This window comes from Pseudoalteromonas sp. S1727, from assembly GCF_005886375.1.
GTDB classification, from domain to species: Bacteria; Pseudomonadota; Gammaproteobacteria; order Enterobacterales; family Alteromonadaceae; genus Pseudoalteromonas; species Pseudoalteromonas haloplanktis.
Map to the genome: position 1 here is coordinate 18,947 of NZ_PNDT01000041.1, position 17,272 is coordinate 36,218.

Consider the following 17,272-nt stretch of genomic DNA (forward strand, 5'->3'; position numbering starts at 1 on the left):
GTACCGAGTAAAATTTCACTTGGGTTACAGAACCACCGATTATACCCAAACCACCTCAAGATGCGAGTTTCAGTTAGTTTTTTTAGTCTGATTGAGCAGTCATTACGTTTTTTATGGTATTTAGTCGTACACCAAGTAAAAATAATGCCAAAAAGTACACTACACCAGCAAGGGCAAGTAATCCCATAAGTAAAACTACTTGCTCACTAAAATGCCATTGCTGCCATAAAAATTGCGTTGCGACATACCAAACAGTAGTGCCCATGAGTAAAGCCGCTGCCACACACTTGCCAGTAAACAGCAAACTAAAACGCGAAAATGTATAGACTTGCTCTTTGTTTAACTGGCGATATAACAAATATGCATTACAACTGGCCGACATTGATGTTGCCAGTGCTAAACCCAAATAACCAATAAAGGGCGCTAACATAATGTTAAACACCATATTGAGTATCAAAGTAATAATACCTATGCGTACTGGTGTTTTAGTGTCTTGGCGTGCATAAAAACCAGGCGCTAATACCTTGATCAGCATAAAACTGACTAACCCCACCGAATATGCCATAACGCCAAAACTGACCGCCTGAACATGGTCAATATCGCCATCTTTGAATGCGCCATGATCAAATAACACCGAGATAATTAACGGGCTTATGATCATTAAGCCGACCATTGCAGGCAACCCTAAAAAGATCACAAAGCGCACCCCCCAGTCTAAAGTGTGCTGAAAATCGCTACTTTTTTTACTGCTGTGTAATTTTGATAATGCCGGCAAAATCACCGTCGCAATGCCAATACCAAATAAACCCAGCGGAAATTCGATTAATCGATCAGAGTAATACAACCAGGCAATTGATCCCGTCATCAGCAATGAGGCAATCATAGTATCAAGCAACAGATTAATTTGACTAATCGACACCCCAAATAATGCGGGCAACATGAGCTTGCGCACTTTTTTAACATTGTCATCTTGCCATGCCCAGCGAGGTTTACTGAGCATTTTTGCGCGGTACAGAAACGGCAATTGAAATAACAACTGCACAACACCACCGACAAAAACACCTATGGCAAGTGAATAAGCACCCACTGAAAATTTATCGTGTAAGAATATGGCACAGGTTATAATCGAAATATTAAGTAAAACGGGCGTGAATGCAGCCACCGCAAAGCGATTATAAACATTCATCACCGCCCCACTGAGCGCCACAAGGCTTACAAAAAATAAATACGGGAACGTTAATTTAAGTAAGCTGCTGGCTAACTCAAACTTTTCGCTGTCTGGTCCACCTTGCCACCATTCAATAAACCAACCTGTACCAAATAATGCTGCAATAACGGGCGATGCAATCACCCCAATGAGGGTAACAACCAGTAAGATAGTTCCTAATGTCCCAGCTGCTTGAGCAACAAACAATCTAACTTTATCGTCTCCTTGCTGTTCTTTGATTTCTGACAATACTGGCACAAATGCTTGTGCAAATGCACCTTCAGCAAATAGGCGGCGTAAAAAATTTGGAATTCGATTAGCAAATAAAAAAACATCTGCCGCTGCACTTGCACCGAGTAAATTGGCGACCACAGCATCTCGTACTAACCCTAAAATACGCGATATCATTGTCATACAACTGACAATCATACCAGAACGAAATAATCCTTTAGCCACTTTAAACCTGCTTTAAAACCAATGATAAAGGGGATTATGCCACAGTCTTTTTTATAAATCGCTCTAAAGCACTAGGCTGAACTCACCGCCTTTGTTACAATAGCGTTATTAACTGCTAAAGCGGCAAATTGATGTTCGTTATATAGGAGCAGTTTTTCTTGTTATGTCAATTTTTTATTGACATTCATGATAAAAACAGGCATATTCCACGGCCTTTAAATTAAGCTTATTTTAAGATTGTTAGGAGCAAACCTTGGCTAACATCAAGTCTGCAAAAAAACGCGCTATCACTAGCGAAAAAAACCGTCAGCATAACGCAAGCCGTCGTTCAATGATGCGTACATACTTCAAGAAAGTAGTTGTTGCTATTGAAGCGGGCGACAAGGAAGCTGCACAGCAAGCTTTCGCAGTTGCTACACCTATTTTAGACCGTTATGCAACTAAAGGTCTAATCCACAAAAACAAAGCAGCTCGTCATAAGAGCCGTTTAGCAGCTAAGATTAAAGCGCTATAATTTGTTTTTGCTAGAATATAAAAAACCGGCCTAGGCCGGTTTTTTTATATCTGTTCTATAGCGTACTACACCACTTCTAAATCTGGGTAAAACTTTTTCAACATGGCGGCTATTTTTTTAGGTGTAAATGGCTTAACTACAAACCCTTTAGCACCTTTTTCAATGGCATCTTTAACATTCTCAACAGTTGAGTGAGCCGACACCATCACAACGTTAGTTTCAGGGTTTATTTCATTGATTTGGGCAATAATCTCTTTCCCATCACCATCAGGCAACTCTATATCTAAAAAAATAATATTATAATCGGCCGCCTGACATGCACTAATACATTGTGCAGCTGTTGATGCTTCTTTAACATTTTCAATACCTAAGTGCATGAGTGTTTGATTTAGAAAGCTGCGCACTGTTCCCACATCATCCACTATTAAAATTGAAAGCTGCGTATTCATGGTTGATCCCCGTAGGTTATGAGCTAGGTTTAAGTTATTATACTTATTTAATTATCTCATTATAGAGAGCTCTGCTTAAAAGGCCAGATTTGCTTTATGTCGAACAATATAAAAAAACAATCCTTATTAGGGAAAGCCCCACAACGGAAAAAACCAACTGCATCAAATAACAAGCGCAAAACCTCCGCTCCAACACGCCCTGCAACAGAAGCTTCTGTTAAGTCACCTGAAGCAATCGAAGTCAAAAAAAGTCGTACAGGCCTTATCTGTGCTGCTATTGCTGCCTGCATTATTTTAATCACTCCTAAGCCCCAGCTATTAACCTACGAAAAACTAGGGCTGGTCACACAAAGTGTGTATTGGCCGGGATTATTTGGCCATGGAACGATGTTATTTGATTCACACTTACAGCCAACAGCTGATTTAGCCCGTAATAGCCTTTATTTATGCCAAAATAATAAACAACCTGATACCTGTCAGAAGTATCGAATTATCGAACAAGCAGGCTTTTTTGCAGCATTCAAAAAATTAATTTTGGATTAAAAAAACTAATCTGAAAATATAAAATTACTTGGTTGAAAGGTGCGCAAATTATCACCATAATGGCGCTCCTTTTTTCAACACATGAACAATGATACAACCATGCTAAACGAGCTAGATTGGCTTTTAAATTTTATACTGCTAGCCCTAGGATTAGGGGCGTTTTTTATCAATCAATTAACAATATTACGTGTAGCGGCGATCAGTGCCTGCGTTTTACTGTTTTTATCATTTAGCTTGGATTTAATGTCATCGAGTGTTATTTCAAACATGAGTTTAGTGTTGATCAACACGTTTTATCTGTTCAAAGTGTATACTTTTGGGCAATTGAACGTGACGCAAAATTAATATCTCTCCCAAGATAAATTTATAATACCTCACGAAGTTTGACTTTGTGGGGTATTTTTTTATGCTGAGTTTAAGTGATTTAGCTAATGAACTAAGTTAAAATTTCTAACGTATTAACTCACTTTGAGGTAGCATATGCCTTTATCTGATCTTGATTTATTTTTAACGTCCATGGAAGATGTTGTCCGTTTAGATCACGATACCATCAAACCAACACAGCGCTCTGCTCAGCCTTCTTTAGCCCAACAAGAAAAACGTAAATACGCAGAGTTAGATTTAACTATCGACGACAACTACCTACGCAGTGAATTAGTTGAGTTACTCCCTCCAGACGCACTGTTAAGTTATAAAAATGCAGGAGTACAAGAAGCCGTCTTCAAAAATCTTCGCTTGGCTAAATATCAAGTTGATGCAACCCTTGATTTACATGGCAGAGCTCTCAAAACTGCGCGCCACGCTTTATTTGAGTTTATAAACGATTGCCAGGCACGTAACATCCGTGTGGTATTGATCCGCCATGGTATTGGCTTCAAAAATAAGAAGGCTCCTGGAATATTAAAAAGTTATACCAATAAATGGCTACAGGAGATTGACTGCGTGTTAGCATTTCACAGCGCCCTAAGACACCATGGTGGGAGTGGCGCAACCTATGCGTTAATAAAGAAAAGTGATGAGAAAAAGAATGAAAACCGGGAGCGTCACTGCAAACACTAACCCGGCGTAAATTATAAACGGTGGGTTAAATGGTATTACTCAACTTGTTGCTGCAACGCATGGGCTTGCTCATGCGCGCTGGCTTGATTAAACCACGCAGACACCCCCATTAAAATAATAGAGATCACTATAATACTGAGTTTTACGCCACCCTGCTGCTGTTTCATGGTAAACCTTATCGTTATTTTTATTATTAAGATACGTTCCTAGGTTAACTAAAATAACATATGTTAACAATGTGTAATTAGCAGTTATTTCCCCAATATTAATAACCTTTTGTTCTATCGACCTTATTATTTAGTTTATCGCCCGCTTGTAGACGTTGTACATTATCAGCAATTTGCCCGGTGACACTATTAACATCAGATAAAGCAGCACAATGAGGAGTTACTGTAATGGCCGGGTGTGACCAAAGTGGGTGTTCAACAGCTAAAGGCTCATGCTCGAATACATCTAAGGTTGCAGCACGAATAACCTGATTATCTAATGCCCAAAGTAAATCTTCTGCAACCACATGTTGTCCACGCGCAACATTAATAAGTACCGCATGAGGCGGTAATTGTGCTAATAAATCACGATTAATAAAGCCTTTCGTTTGTGCTGTAAGCGGTAACAAACACACCAAATAATCAGCTTGTGGCAACACATTCGTCAAATCATTACGATGCTGAATACAATTTACAAGAGGAAAATTTTTAGGGCTTTGAGAAAATGCACTAACGCTAAAGTCATTAGCCAGTAAACGCTTTGCACAGCTTTTCCCCAGTTCACCAAAACCAAGAATAACCACATGCCGATGGTTAAAAGCACGCTTTGGCTGCCACAACATATTTTGCTGTTTAATAGAGTATTCTTTCAGCCTGAGTTTATGCGCTAAAATATGGGTAAGCACATATTCAGCCATATCTTGGGCTAAGTTTTCATCCACAATGCGTGTTACAACAACATTATCTGGGATTAAACTCATATCGATACTGTCAACGCCTGCGCCAAAAGAAGAGACGACTTTTAAGTTTGGTAGCTGCGACCACATTTGTGCAGGTGCAAGCCAAGCTATAACAAACTCAACCTCAGTTAAATTTTCACAATTAGGCCATTGTGAAATGGTTATACCTGGTAACCTAGCTGCAAGAGCTGCAATAATTTTACTGCAATCTCGCCCAGTTATTGCCACAAGAACATGCATATAGATACTTCAATAGTGATTACTTTTCCCTAGTATAACCTTAACTAAGGTTGTTTATCTAAGGACTCTTTAAACAGTCACACAACTGCAACAGAACTGTCATAGCAAACTTCTATGCTGAACACAGATTGATCGCAAGATGACGATGAGGTAATTATGATCAGTGTTGATAAAGTAATCGCAGCAAACCTGCCACAGTTAGAAAACTCACCTAAAGTAAAAGGGTTAGTAAAAAAAGGCCTAGGTTATTTACTTCATGAGCAAGAGTTTGTTGCCTTTGGTGATGCTTATCCACATCTGCAAGGAATTGAGTTTGTTGAACAAGTACTTGATGAACTCGATTTTGACACGCGTTACAAACCAAAACAAATCGAGCATATTCCCAGTGAAGGTAAACTTGTCATTGTTGCAAACCACCCTATTGGTTCATTAGATGCGTTAGCGCTAATAAAAGTATTATCGGGTGTGCGAAAAGATTTAAAAGTGGTTGCAAATCGTATGTTAATGTCCGTCACCCCCATGCATTCGTTACTATTACCAGTGGATAATTTATCTGGTACAAGTAAAAAGCAAGAATTAAGCAATATTCATCAACACCTCAGAGAAGAAGGAGCAATCCTAATTTTCCCTGCGGGGGAAGTATCACGGTTAAGTCCCACTGGTATTAAAGATTGTAAATGGAACAGCGGCTTTCTACGGATCGCAAAAAAGGCCAACTGTGCTATTTTGCCTATTTTTATTAAAGCCAAAAATAGCCCATTATTTTATGGTACATCGATGATCTACAAACCTTTAGCGAGTTTATTACTGGTTAAAGAAATGTTTAAACAGCGACAAAAATCATTAGAGTTTGAAATTGGCGCATCTATTCCGCCAGAGTCTTATTTAATTGAAAACCTGAAAGACAAAGAGATAGTAAACCTCATTCGTAAACAACTTTATTTACTTACTTCAAAAAAGACTCTACCACTGAAAACTCAAACCCCTATCGCTACCTCTGAGTGTCGCAAAGAGCTTAAAAAAGCCATTGAGCAATGCAAACAATTAGGCACTACACACGACGGAATGCAAATTTACCTTTACCAATATCAAGGGAGCTCCCCGATTTTTAGAGAGTTAGGCCGCTTGCGAGAGATCTCTTTTCGTACCGTTGGAGAGGGCAGTGGCAAACGCCGCGATATCGACAAATACGATATGGATTATCAACACTTAGTATTATGGGACAGTAGTCAACTGGAACTGGTGGGCGCTTATCGATTAGCCTGTGCGCAAGAAATTATCAACAAACATGGCCGTAAAGGTTTATACACTGACAGTTTATTTTCATACAGCGATGAAATGACCCCCTATTTCGAAGCGGGTATTGAGCTTGGCCGCAGCTTTGTGCAACCCAAATATTGGGGCCGTAAAAGCCTTGATTATTTATGGTATGGCATCGGTGCATTTGTGAAAAACTACCCACAATATCGCTATTTGTACGGTGCAGTGAGTGTATCAAACGCCCTACCGGAACAAGCCAAAGCACTGCTAGTACACTATTATCAACATTATTATGGTGCTAAACAACAGATTGCAACGCCTAACAATGAGTTCAAGCTTACTGAGCAACAGTTAAAACAATGCCAAACCCTATTTAGCGGGGATGATGTGAAAGAAGACTTTGTCGAACTTAAACATATTCTTGCCAATATAGGTGCGCAAGTACCTACTTTATTTAAACAATATACAGAGCTGTGTGAGCCTGGGGGCGTACAATTTTTAAGTTTTAGTGTCGATCCTGAGTTTAATAATTGTATTGATGGCTTAGTACTGGTTGATCTAGAAAAAGTAAAAGAAGGTAAAGCTAAGAGATATTTAGGAAAAGAGTCAAATTAAAGCTATTAAAACACATTTGTTATTTGTGCACTTTTACAATGCTTATAGCTATGAAAAAGCTTATTAAGCTTACAAGCAGCACAGCATTTTTTGCATTAAAAATGCCTCTTTTCCATAGCTATTACTAATCTTCTGATCAACAATTACAAACCCTAGCCGCCGCCAAAACCCCGCTGAATTTTGTAAAGCCACTAGCCTGATCTGCTGATATGCAGACAATAACGCATGCTGCTGTAAATGTTGATACATAGCAGTAGCAACACCTTTACCTAAAGCACTCTCAGCGACAGCTATGTCATGAAGGAACAAGATACTCCCCGGTATTTCATTTGGTAATGGCTGGAATAATTTTGGCGGTGCTTCACTATGCCAAGCATGTGCTAATAAATAACCAAGTATGTTTTCACCTTGCTGGTAGACAAAGCAACTTTCTGGCGATCTAGTCCACTTACTTTTCAGTACAGTTAAACTTTCGGGTTCAACACTTAAATATGCCTGCGCTTGAATTTTTAATACTGCAGGCCAAGAGTCATTATCAATTAATTTTATTGCCATCTTAATCGACCTTTACAACTATACAGATGGTTTGATTACAAAGCCTTTCTCAATACCTGCTTGCAACCCAACAGACTCGTATAAAGCATGCGCAGCAGTAAGTTTTTCACCTGATAACAACATTACCTTACAGCAATTATGTTCCCACGCTGTATTTATTGCGTATTCTAATACTTGACGACTTAATCCTTGTCTACGAAACTGGGCCGTGGTGATAACATGTTCTATCATTGCAAAGGGCCTTGCGCCATTTGCGATGCTTTTATTAATAGTTAGGGCACATGTTGAAACAAGCTCACCAGCGATATCTGCAACTATCAAAAAAGTTTGTGGATCGTCGAGCATTGAAGCCCATATTTGATGAGCTAAGTTGCCTTCTAATTCAGGATCTGATGGACGTAGCTCTTTATATAACTTTAATACTGCCGTTAAATCATCTTTTTTAGCCTCTCTTATCATTAATTTAGTATTCCTTAAATTAGGTTAGGCGTTTACATTAAAAGCCACTGCAAAAAGTAGTACCTAAAATATACTTTAATGTGTAATAACACCACTGATAAGATACTTTACTGAACAAATAATTATACATAGCATGCATGAGATAAATTCTTTTCGACTATTCGATCTCTCTTAAATTAACAATAAATAGTTGCTCAAGTAAACGCGTATAGATCTGCTCAATTTTCAGCAAATCATCTATTGGAAGATGTTCGTTGACCTGATGAATGGTGTTATTTCTCACACCGCATTCAATCACTTGGGTGTAATCATTAGCAAAAAATCGACCATCAGATGTACCGCCACTGGTACTTAATACAGGGTAACTTCCCGTTACAGCAAAAACCGCCTGCTCTACTTTTGCTAATAAGCAATGATTGGTTTGATGACTGGTATAAAATGGTTCACAGGGGCGCTGCCATTCAATAGCTACACAGTGTTGTAAATCAGCTAACACTAATTGAATTTCATTTTTAATGTCTGCACTTTTGTAGCCATGACTATAACGAATATTAAATGTCATTTCACACAATGCCGGCACCATATTATCGACTACGTTGGCAATATTAATTCCGGTGATTTGCAAACTCGTATGTGAACTTGGCTCGTCACGCTGCCAAGTTATGTTAGTTAAGCGTTTGACTATTTCTGCACTGAGGTGCGCAGCATTTAGGGTATTTTCTGGATAAGCAACATGCCCTGCTTTGCCGTTGATAATTAACCGTGCCGAAAGTGCCCCTCTGCGGCCATTTTTAATGGTATCACCCACCTGTAAATGGCTGGTTGGTTCACCGATGATACATCCATCTAATTGCACTCTTTGTTGCGCTAAGCGCTGTGCGATTAACAGTGAGCCATATTCAGCTTCACCTTCTTCATCTGAGGTGATCAGCCAATAAAAAGTACCGTGTTTATTTGCAACATGGCTGATCAAAGAGCGACTAGCTGATAGCATTGCAGCAACGCCCCCTTTCATATCGGCAGCACCACGGCCATAGATGGCATCATCAATAATCGCCCCGGAAAAAGGCTCTGCACGCCACTTTCCATGCGTAGCTGGCACAACATCAATATGCCCTGAAAAAGCGTAGCTAGGTCCATCGCCAAAGCTAACTTTAGCTATCAAGTTAGTTACATTATTAAAGGTAAATTGCTCACAGTTAAAACCAAGTGAACTTAACTGCGTACTTAGCCAATCTATAGCGCCAGCTTGTAAAGGTGTGACTGACTTAAATTTGATCAGCGTTTGCAAGTCTTCAACCACGGTATTACTTTGGGTTGCTTGAGAACAGATGCGGGCATGGGCTGCGAAGGTCATAATAAATACCCCTAATTAATATAGAATATATTCATTACAACCTGCGATTATGACCGCTTAATGACTACCTTCTTCAATAAAGGCTTCTTGGCTAACTTTAGCGATGTCTTTATCATCTTTAGTAAGCTTTGTTTGCTGCCAACTGCCACGCACAAACCACAAATACGACACTGCAGCGACGAGTACATTGGTTACTGCAAACGAGTACCAAATTCCTTGATCGCCAAGTGCCGTGTGTTTTGACAATATATAGGCCGCAGGAAATTGCACCACACATTGTGAAAACAAGGCTAATAGCATTGCATTGAGCATATTGCCCGATGCTCTAAATGCAGCCACCACACATAACTGCACACCAATACCGCCCCACGTTAAGCACATTATACGAATAAATTGTGCCCCTTTAGTGATCACAGCTTGATCATCTGGGATAAAAAATGCCACCAAGTAAGGTGCAAATAGATAGGCTAGTACTCCAATCAAAGAGAGCCCACATAACCCCCAGAGCACCGCCAACTTGGTAATTTGCTCTGCCCGTTGTGGATTACCAGCGCCCATGTTTTGCCCAACGAGTGTAGATACGGCCATAGAAAGCCCCATTGCAGGGATCATTACCATTTGTAATATATTGGAGCCAACGCCATAAGAGGCAATGGTTTGAGTACCAAAACTAGCGACCAAGAAAGACATAATTATAAGACCAAACGCCCGCGCAGAAAGCTCAACAGAGCCCGGAGCACCTAAAAAAAACGCTTGTTTTATATAGCTATAATCTGGTGCGAAACTTGATAACTTAAGCTTAATTCCGTGACGGCCACGTAAAAAGATTACAATCCCTGCAATTGCAGCTAAACTTTGCGTCACTAAGGTTGCCAGTGCAGCCCCCATCACCCCTAAGCCTTCAAAACTGCCATAGCCGAAGATGAATAACGGATCGAGTAAAAAATTCAACAACACAGTTACTGTAACAATGATCAAAGGAACTTTAGTTTGCCCAATACCACGCATTAAGGCCTGAAACATGGCATAAATAAATACAAACACCACGCCTACAAACGACACATGCATAAATTTTAAAGCATCATTATAAACCGCATCTTCAACACCTAATAAATGTAAAAAGTAAGGTGATAATAAGTAACCTAGTATGCCTAATACTATCGCTGTTACCGTGACCATTAACACCGTTTGCGCGGCGACATGGTTCACCTTATCTTGTTGGCCGGCTCCCATATATTGCGCAGATAAAATAGCCCCAGCCATCGCAAGTCCGGAGCCAATAGCAATAACTAAAAATGTTACGGGCATACTAACCGACACAGCTGCAACTTGTGCAGCACCTAAGCGGCCGACCCAAAATGCATCCGTTAGTTGATAAGCTGATTGCAATATATTAATAAGAATAATAGGAACAGCAAGTTTTAACAGCGCTTTACTAATAGAGCCATTAAGAAAAAGTGCGTTAGTTTGATTCATAGTACCCCTTTGTCTATGGCTGCCTATTATAGCTTAAAATCATCAGTTATTGATGAACAAATACGCGTCAATACTTTTTAAGTACAACCGAGTAAAACTTTAATCTAAATCAAACTATTAAATAACACTGTTTTACAGCTTTATAAAGCTTGATCTAGAACATCTTTTTGTTTTGAGATTCATTGATAATAGCGTCAATTCAAAAAATAGAGTTCCCGGAGAACAGCATGAAAAAACAACTTAGCGCAGCGTTATTTACTTCACTTTTAATCGCTTCTCCTTTTGCCAGTGCAAACTTTAGCGTAAATGTAGGTGCTATAAGTGTTGACCCTGACAACAGTAGTTCAGCAATAAATGAAGCACCTACGCTTGGCTTAAAAGGCGGTGCTGATACACAGCTTGGTATAACCATTGATTATGCTTTTGATGACAACTGGGTGCTTGAACTGGTTGCAGCAACACCATTTGACCATAATGTTAATGGTACCGGTGGTTTAGCAGGTAACAAGATAGCAGATATCAAACAGTTACCCCCTACACTATTTGCCCAATATCACTTTTTCGATAGCAGCGATGCATTTCGTCCATTTGTTGGTGTAGGTATAAACTATACTGTATTTTTTGATGAGCAACCAACAGATGCACTCAAAGCAACATTAAGCACTAATGACGTAGAAGTTAAATTGGATGATTCATTCGGTTTTGCAGCGCAGGCTGGCTTTAACTATATGATGAATGAAAACTGGGGAGTCCATGCAATGGTTTCAGTGATCGATATTGAAAGCGATGCTGCGGTATACGCTGATGGAGTAAAAGCATTAACATCAACCGTGAAAATTGACCCCGTGGTTGCCATGTTAGGGATAAAATACGCTTTTTAAGTCGTTAACATAAAAGGCTCAGAGGCCTTTTATGTCAAACCCACCTTAGCTGGGAAGATTTGTTATTTTTTTCTGCTCTAACATTTCTTTCCAGTGCATTACCTCTGGTGGCAAAATTGGCGCAACGCCATCAAAGTTAGCGGCCTCTAACATTTCTTCTATGCTCACCACACCACGCTTACGTTTAAATACCCCTCTCACATACGCAATCGCATGTAGGCCGCGCGCTGAGTGAAATTTTTGCTCGATATAAAAGTATTTATGGTCCCAGCCAACCAAACGAGTACTAATCGTGTAACGCTGCATGGGCTTAATATCGCGAATATAGGTAATCGCCGTGGCGTTAACAATAGGAAACCAGCGCTTTTTCATAATTGTGCTGAGTAAACCAACACGCTCAGTCATCCAAGTGCGCGCTAAATCCATCATCGCCAAGTAACGGGAATTGGTCAGGTGCAAATTAATATCACAATCACTCGGTAGCGCTTTATATTCAATATCAACTGTGTCTAACAGTGATTGATAATCACGGTTGCGTTTGATTTTAAAAAACAATAGTAAAAGGCGAAAATATAAGTTCACAATAAAGGTCTTACCAGTTAACAATAAACTGAGTGTAGCATAGCGTATTGCATTGGAGAATATTCTGCTCTAATCTCACAGTTCATAATCATAAAAAAAGTAGCAATAATAATGAACAAAGTTATTTTCTCTTTTGGTTTTTTGCTAATACTGTGCTGCAACAGCGCGTGGGCTGACTTTAACTACCCCGGCACAGGCACAATCAGTTACCCAACGGGGGCTGAAAAACCATTTGAATTTGGTTTTAATTGGCAACAAGCTGACGAACAATTTACCATCGGCAGCAAAACCTATGCAATGGCATTACCGGAATCTTATTCTATTGCAATAACCCTCGCTAAAGATGATCAACAAGTCTGGGTGCAAGAGTTTAATAATGGTTTTTTTGAAGGTTTTACTTGGCACATTGGTGAGCACACTATCAAGTTAGAAAAACGCCAGTTCAAAGAACCTGTAAAAGGAGATTATGTGATTAGCCTAGATAATAAAGACTACTTTTTCGCCCGCAATAACATCAGTATCGTTATTAAATTTAATCCTGAAGGTGACGGTATTGATAATATTGCCATTGATGGTGTTACCAAAGACATGGGCACCAAGCAGTAACCCATGTCTTAAATTTAACCGCGCAGTTAAACTTTTACCGTTTTGCGATTAATGCCATAGTCGCGAAGCTTATTCGCCACGGCAGTATGGCTTAAGCCTAACCGTTTAGCTAACTGCCGAGAACTTGGATAGGCAGGGTAAAGCTTACGTAATAATGTTGCCTCAAAGCGCTTTACGGCTTGATCTAACGACCCTTCAAAATCCGATTCCAAATAGCCTAAGTCATGAGTGAATGTAGGTAATTGTAAATGTTCAACCCGCAGCTCATTATCATCTAATAAAGAAACTGCCCGATAAATCGCATTCTCTAACTGGCGCACATTACCAGGCCACGGATACTCTTGCAGAAAAGACAAACACTCTGCTGATAGCTCAGGAATGGCATGACCATTTTGCTGAGCATATTTTTGAATGAAATGTTCAGCTAATGGGCCAACATCAGCTTTTCTATCTCGTAAAGGAGCGATCTCTAGAGTGAGTACATTGATACGATAATATAGATCTTCTCTAAATACGCCTTCTTGTACCATTGCTGGCAAATCCTTTTGTGTAGCAGCAATAATTCGCACATTTACTTTTACTTCGTTTTCATCGCCCACTTTACGAAAGGTACCGTCTTGTAAAAAGCGCAGTAACTTCGTTTGCAGTTGAGTAGACATTTCACCTACTTCGTCTAAAAATACGGTGCCGCCATCGGCTTGTTCAAGTACACCGCGTTTTGGGGCAGCATTTTCTTCATAACCTGCGTAACCAAACAACTCAGACTCAGCTACATCATCAGGCAAAGAGGCACACGATAAGGCAATAAAAGGCTTTACTGAACGGTTAGATGCATAATGGCAAGCACGTGCCAATAACTCTTTACCTGTACCTGTTTCACCAGTGATAAGAATAGGCGCTTCAAGCTGTGCCATTTTTCTCGCTTCACGCACGACTCGGCGCATTGCAGTACTAAAGTTATGGATTGTCGCAAAGCTTTCTTGTCCGTAGCGGCGAAACGCACTCACTTGCTGACCTAAACGACTTTGCGATTTGATATTGATCACCGCTCCGGCTAATACATCTCCGTCGTTTCCTTGAGGCACTGCGATCGGTAAAATATCAGCAATAAAGTCTTCCCCTGCCACTTCAACGCGGGTTGTTTGCCCTAATACTTCTTTACTCTCTAACCAACGCGTAAAGTTAAAACCTTTGAGCAAGTTATTAATATTTGAGCCAATAACTTCTTTCTCACTCAACTGTAAGTCTTTACACGCCGCATCATTGCAAAGTCTCACCCACCCTTTGGCGTCAATTGAAATAACCCCGTCAGGTAATGCCCGCAATAACGTATTAAGCTCATTATGCTCGCGCTCAGAAGGTAAAAATGCTGTGGTACGTACATCATGCACGCCATCAATTAACCGAATCGAAGGCATGATTTTTTGAAATTGCTCAAATTCTATTGGCGGAAAACTCACATACATACGACAGTTTACAGAATCGACTTCAATACCTTTAAGATCGACTTGATAGTTCACTAAAATATTGAGTATTTCTTGTGCAATACCAATACGATCTGCACAATGGATATCTAAACGCATTACACCCTCAAAAGAGAAAACCTATATGTCGCGAATAATACGCGAACTCCACTACTGAGGATAGTCTATTGTAAAGATTTTTGGACAAATGAAAAAACTATGCAATAAAAGCCTCAAATTGCTGCAAAGTAGCTATAGTTTAGTATGAATTATAAAAGAAATACTCAGATACTTGGCTAATATGATTTTGGCACAACACAAGTATAATGAAAATGTAGTATGTAATGTAACCATATTGATAATGAGGCCAATTTGAAAGTTAAAATACGCGTCCTTTTTTCTGCTCTATTGGTCTTAATTATCGTCGGCTGCAAGGTTGAAGAGCCTTATGATTCCGGTGATACACAAGCACAAAATAATGAAGCACTACAACGTGATGATTATTTAAAGCAAACCTTCAATGGTAAAATTACAATAGTTGATGAACAAGGCAATGGCGTTGCTGCATTAACCGTTAATTTTGCTGGTAAAACATACCAAACCGATGTGAATGGCGACATAAACTACTCCGCCATAATTATGGGTAATCATCGATTAATAATTGCTGATGACAATTATTTCCCTATCGCAGCGACTATTAGTGTTATTAATAATAACACGGCTCAACAGCTCACCTTGGTGCCTAAATCAAGCAATGCTGTCAGCTTACTTTTTGCTGGTGATACCATGTTTGCTCGTCGCTTTTTAGATCCTTCATTAGCAACTATGACAGCCGATATACCTGATGTCGAAGGCGCGCTGATCCGCCCAGCAACTGCCGCTGAAAATGCGCAAGCCTTAACGCAATTTGTTGCGCCTTTCTTTAAAGCCGCTGATTTCGCCTCGGTAAACTTAGAAACCCCCATAACCAGCACGCCAGAGTCAGTACACCCAACTAAAGAGTTTAGCTTTTTCTCATTACCTGAGACGCTTGAAGGGATAAAGGCGATCGGAATAGATTATGTTGCGCTAGGTAATAACCACGTTTACGACTTTTTAGAAGATGGCTTAGACGATACGTTAATTGAAGTAACCAGTGCTGGGATCGCACACAGTGGCGCAGGTAAAACGATAGCGAGTGCTTATCAACCTGAATATATGGATGTAGGTACTCTAAAGCTAGGGCTATTTTCAGCAACCTCGATTACTGGTAAAGAGCATCAGATTAGTTATGTTAGTGATGCAACTAAAGGGGGGGCTGCCGATTTAACAGAAACAGCATTAGTCGCTAATTACCTCAGCGAAGCTGCGAATAACAGTGATTATGTCATCGCCCAAATGCATGGCGGTGATGAATACACTTATGAGCCAAGTGGGTACATAGAAGGTCGCTTTAATGCGCTATCCAAACAAGAGACTAACTTATTAGTCGCGCATCACCCGCATATTGCTCAAGGGTTTGCAGTGTTTAATGACGTACCGGCTATTTTAGGACTAGGTAATTTTGTATTCGATCAAGATCGTTTAGAAACCTTACTTGGGGTTGCGGTGTTAGTGGATATAAACAAAGATGCCACCCCTATGACCTCGCGGGCATTTGCGTACCCTATTTATGTGGAAGGGTATCAACCTAAGTTTATCAATGGTTTTTTAAGTGATTATTTATCACGCCGCTTAGCTGAATTTTCTGATAACAATATTACTCTGATCCCACGTAACGGCTATGCTGATGTGCTATTTAGTAAAGATCAGGCTACAGTCACAGAACACAGTACAACCCTCACCCTCTCTGCTGGGCAAAGTATTATTGATTTACGTGACTTTGCGCCATCAACAAAAGCATTTTTATCTAAAATCGAAATCATTGATGGCACGGCCAGTGATATCACCCTAGGGCGTGATTTAATGATTTTCGGTGACTTTGAAGATTGGGATAATGATGATGAGCAGTTAGAAGTAGTGCGTTGGGATCATAGTGGTGACAGTGTTACTCCCTGTATTAGCAAAGCTCGTTCAGGACAACAAGGGCTATGCTCCTCGCGCAGCCAATTCGACAATACCCCATCATTGCTACCATTTAGACAAACCATTCGTGCTATGGAATTACCCAATGATGCCGGTTCCCTTGATGTATTTAAAGATTTCAGCTTATTTGGTTATAGCCATGCTGACAATGCAGGAAAACTGGATGTTAAACTCGTTTTTACTACTGCCGAAGATGGTCTCGAGTTTTCAACACAACTTATTGACATTCAGCCTGCTGGAAGCCACGACTGGCACGCATTCAATTATGACTTTTCGCTACCATCCGATGAGCTCACTTTAGGCCCTAAACAATTACCAGCGCGAGGCATTAAAGTTACGTTTCGTCATTTTCCACCTAGTAGTGGTGAAGCCAGTTTAGCTTTAGATGATTTAGCCATGATCTCATGGCAGCAAAAAATAGCCTTAACTGAGGCTATGTGGCGTACAGAAAAACTCCATGGTTTTGATTTTTTACGTTTAAATTCAGTGTCTACTGCTACACTTAAGTTAACGTACAGTACTTATAATTAACCATATTCT

18 protein-coding genes are annotated in these 17,272 nt (G+C 40.0%); 8 read left to right on the forward strand and 10 right to left on the reverse strand.

Going from position 1 to position 17,272, the window contains the following annotated elements; genetic code table 11:
- Positions 1-82: 82 nt before the first annotated feature.
- Complete coding sequence (murJ, locus tag CWB85_RS11145; protein ID WP_374991025.1) at positions 83-1,621, reverse strand: murein biosynthesis integral membrane protein MurJ; 1,539 nt, start codon at positions 1,619-1,621, stop codon at positions 83-85.
- A 295-nt stretch (positions 1,622-1,916) separates the two neighbouring features.
- Here murJ and rpsT point away from each other — a divergent pair, with 295 nt between their 5' ends.
- Complete coding sequence (gene rpsT / locus CWB85_RS11150; RefSeq protein ID WP_016708897.1) at positions 1,917-2,177, forward strand: 30S ribosomal protein S20; 261 nt, start codon at positions 1,917-1,919, stop codon at positions 2,175-2,177.
- Between the two features lie 65 nt (positions 2,178-2,242).
- On the opposite strand, the gene CWB85_RS11155 is transcribed toward rpsT, so the two are convergent.
- The gene (locus CWB85_RS11155) at positions 2,243-2,626 is read right to left on the reverse strand and encodes a response regulator (protein ID WP_016708896.1); all 384 of its coding nucleotides are present in this window, start codon (positions 2,624-2,626) and stop codon (positions 2,243-2,245) included.
- Positions 2,627-2,722: 96 nt separating this feature from the next.
- On the opposite strand from CWB85_RS11155, the gene CWB85_RS11160 reads away from it, so the two are divergent.
- The 3 genes from CWB85_RS11160 to smrA all read left to right on the forward strand — a co-directional run bounded on the left by CWB85_RS11160 (position 2,723) and on the right by smrA (position 4,228).
- Entirely contained in the window at positions 2,723-3,169 is a 447-nt protein-coding gene (locus CWB85_RS11160; protein WP_138554913.1) for a hypothetical protein, read from the forward strand.
- Between the two features lie 99 nt (positions 3,170-3,268).
- Positions 3,269-3,514 (forward strand): hypothetical protein, encoded by a 246-nt coding sequence (locus tag CWB85_RS22780; protein ID WP_029216148.1) that lies wholly within the window; start codon positions 3,269-3,271, stop codon positions 3,512-3,514.
- 135 nt (positions 3,515-3,649) lie between these two features.
- Positions 3,650-4,228 carry a DNA endonuclease SmrA gene (gene smrA, locus CWB85_RS11170; RefSeq protein WP_016708893.1) on the forward strand — a complete coding sequence of 193 codons (579 nt, stop codon included), beginning with the start codon at positions 3,650-3,652 and terminating at the stop codon, positions 4,226-4,228.
- Between the two features lie 35 nt (positions 4,229-4,263).
- Here the strand turns inward: smrA and CWB85_RS22965 are convergent, their stop codons facing one another.
- Positions 4,264-4,395: a hypothetical protein gene (locus CWB85_RS22965; protein ID WP_016708892.1), complete on the reverse strand. Its 132-nt coding sequence runs from the start codon at positions 4,393-4,395 to the stop codon at positions 4,264-4,266.
- 98 nt (positions 4,396-4,493) lie between these two features.
- On the reverse strand, positions 4,494-5,414 hold the full coding sequence (locus CWB85_RS11175; protein WP_138554914.1) for a 2-hydroxyacid dehydrogenase: 921 nt from the start codon (positions 5,412-5,414) through the stop codon (positions 4,494-4,496).
- A 156-nt stretch (positions 5,415-5,570) separates the two neighbouring features.
- On the opposite strand from CWB85_RS11175, the gene olsF reads away from it, so the two are divergent.
- A complete protein-coding gene (gene olsF / locus CWB85_RS11180) occupies positions 5,571-7,289 on the forward strand; it encodes a bifunctional ornithine lipid synthase OlsF (RefSeq protein WP_138554915.1) in 1,719 nt (572 codons plus the stop codon).
- A 69-nt stretch (positions 7,290-7,358) separates the two neighbouring features.
- Here the strand turns inward: olsF and CWB85_RS11185 are convergent, their stop codons facing one another.
- The 4 genes from CWB85_RS11185 to CWB85_RS11200 form a co-directional block, all read right to left on the reverse strand.
- Positions 7,359-7,844 carry a GNAT family N-acetyltransferase gene (locus CWB85_RS11185; RefSeq protein WP_016708889.1) on the reverse strand — a complete coding sequence of 162 codons (486 nt, stop codon included), beginning with the start codon at positions 7,842-7,844 and terminating at the stop codon, positions 7,359-7,361.
- 18 nt (positions 7,845-7,862) lie between these two features.
- The gene (locus tag CWB85_RS11190; RefSeq protein WP_138554916.1) at positions 7,863-8,303 is read right to left on the reverse strand and encodes a GNAT family N-acetyltransferase; all 441 of its coding nucleotides are present in this window, start codon (positions 8,301-8,303) and stop codon (positions 7,863-7,865) included.
- Positions 8,304-8,460: 157 nt separating this feature from the next.
- Entirely contained in the window at positions 8,461-9,660 is a 1,200-nt protein-coding gene (gene dapE, locus CWB85_RS11195; RefSeq protein WP_138554917.1) for a succinyl-diaminopimelate desuccinylase, read from the reverse strand.
- A 57-nt stretch (positions 9,661-9,717) separates the two neighbouring features.
- Positions 9,718-11,136, reverse strand: a complete 1,419-nt coding sequence (locus CWB85_RS11200; RefSeq protein ID WP_138554918.1) for an MATE family efflux transporter — start codon at positions 11,134-11,136, stop codon at positions 9,718-9,720.
- A 227-nt stretch (positions 11,137-11,363) separates the two neighbouring features.
- Between CWB85_RS11200 and CWB85_RS11205 the strand changes: the two genes are divergently transcribed.
- A complete protein-coding gene (locus CWB85_RS11205) occupies positions 11,364-12,017 on the forward strand; it encodes an OmpW/AlkL family protein (protein ID WP_138554919.1) in 654 nt (217 codons plus the stop codon).
- 45 nt (positions 12,018-12,062) lie between these two features.
- Here CWB85_RS11205 and CWB85_RS11210 read toward each other — a convergent pair whose 3' ends face one another.
- Positions 12,063-12,599, reverse strand: coding sequence for a thioesterase family protein (locus tag CWB85_RS11210; protein WP_016708884.1), 537 nt, complete (start codon positions 12,597-12,599; stop codon positions 12,063-12,065).
- Positions 12,600-12,710: 111 nt separating this feature from the next.
- Here CWB85_RS11210 and CWB85_RS11215 point away from each other — a divergent pair, with 111 nt between their 5' ends.
- Positions 12,711-13,205: a hypothetical protein gene (locus CWB85_RS11215; protein WP_138554920.1), complete on the forward strand. Its 495-nt coding sequence runs from the start codon at positions 12,711-12,713 to the stop codon at positions 13,203-13,205.
- Positions 13,206-13,231: 26 nt separating this feature from the next.
- On the opposite strand, the gene tyrR is transcribed toward CWB85_RS11215, so the two are convergent.
- The gene (gene tyrR, locus CWB85_RS11220) at positions 13,232-14,788 is read right to left on the reverse strand and encodes a transcriptional regulator TyrR (protein ID WP_016708882.1); all 1,557 of its coding nucleotides are present in this window, start codon (positions 14,786-14,788) and stop codon (positions 13,232-13,234) included.
- A 252-nt stretch (positions 14,789-15,040) separates the two neighbouring features.
- Between tyrR and CWB85_RS11225 the strand changes: the two genes are divergently transcribed.
- A complete protein-coding gene (locus tag CWB85_RS11225) occupies positions 15,041-17,263 on the forward strand; it encodes a CapA family protein (RefSeq protein ID WP_249314842.1) in 2,223 nt (740 codons plus the stop codon).
- Positions 17,264-17,272 lie beyond the last annotated feature (9 nt).

Bases quoted from the DNA above. Each gene is read 5' to 3' on its own strand.
- murJ (WP_374991025.1), bottom strand. From the start codon at position 1,621: ATGACAATGATATCGCGTATTTTAGGGTTAGTACGAGATGCTGTGGTC.
- smrA (WP_016708893.1), top strand. From the start codon at position 3,650: ATGCCTTTATCTGATCTTGATTTATTTTTAACGTCCATGGAAGATGTT.
- olsF (WP_138554915.1), top strand. From the start codon at position 5,571: ATGATCAGTGTTGATAAAGTAATCGCAGCAAACCTGCCACAGTTAGAA.
- CWB85_RS22965 (WP_016708892.1), bottom strand. From the start codon at position 4,395: ATGAAACAGCAGCAGGGTGGCGTAAAACTCAGTATTATAGTGATCTCT.
- CWB85_RS11160 (WP_138554913.1), top strand. From the start codon at position 2,723: ATGTCGAACAATATAAAAAAACAATCCTTATTAGGGAAAGCCCCACAA.
- CWB85_RS11185 (WP_016708889.1), bottom strand. From the start codon at position 7,844: ATGGCAATAAAATTAATTGATAATGACTCTTGGCCTGCAGTATTAAAA.
- CWB85_RS22780 (WP_029216148.1), top strand. From the start codon at position 3,269: ATGCTAAACGAGCTAGATTGGCTTTTAAATTTTATACTGCTAGCCCTA.
- CWB85_RS11175 (WP_138554914.1), bottom strand. From the start codon at position 5,414: ATGCATGTTCTTGTGGCAATAACTGGGCGAGATTGCAGTAAAATTATT.
- CWB85_RS11205 (WP_138554919.1), top strand. From the start codon at position 11,364: ATGAAAAAACAACTTAGCGCAGCGTTATTTACTTCACTTTTAATCGCT.
- CWB85_RS11200 (WP_138554918.1), bottom strand. From the start codon at position 11,136: ATGAATCAAACTAACGCACTTTTTCTTAATGGCTCTATTAGTAAAGCG.
- dapE (WP_138554917.1), bottom strand. From the start codon at position 9,660: ATGACCTTCGCAGCCCATGCCCGCATCTGTTCTCAAGCAACCCAAAGT.
- tyrR (WP_016708882.1), bottom strand. From the start codon at position 14,788: ATGCGTTTAGATATCCATTGTGCAGATCGTATTGGTATTGCACAAGAA.
- CWB85_RS11190 (WP_138554916.1), bottom strand. From the start codon at position 8,303: ATGATAAGAGAGGCTAAAAAAGATGATTTAACGGCAGTATTAAAGTTA.
- CWB85_RS11215 (WP_138554920.1), top strand. From the start codon at position 12,711: ATGAACAAAGTTATTTTCTCTTTTGGTTTTTTGCTAATACTGTGCTGC.
- CWB85_RS11155 (WP_016708896.1), bottom strand. From the start codon at position 2,626: ATGAATACGCAGCTTTCAATTTTAATAGTGGATGATGTGGGAACAGTG.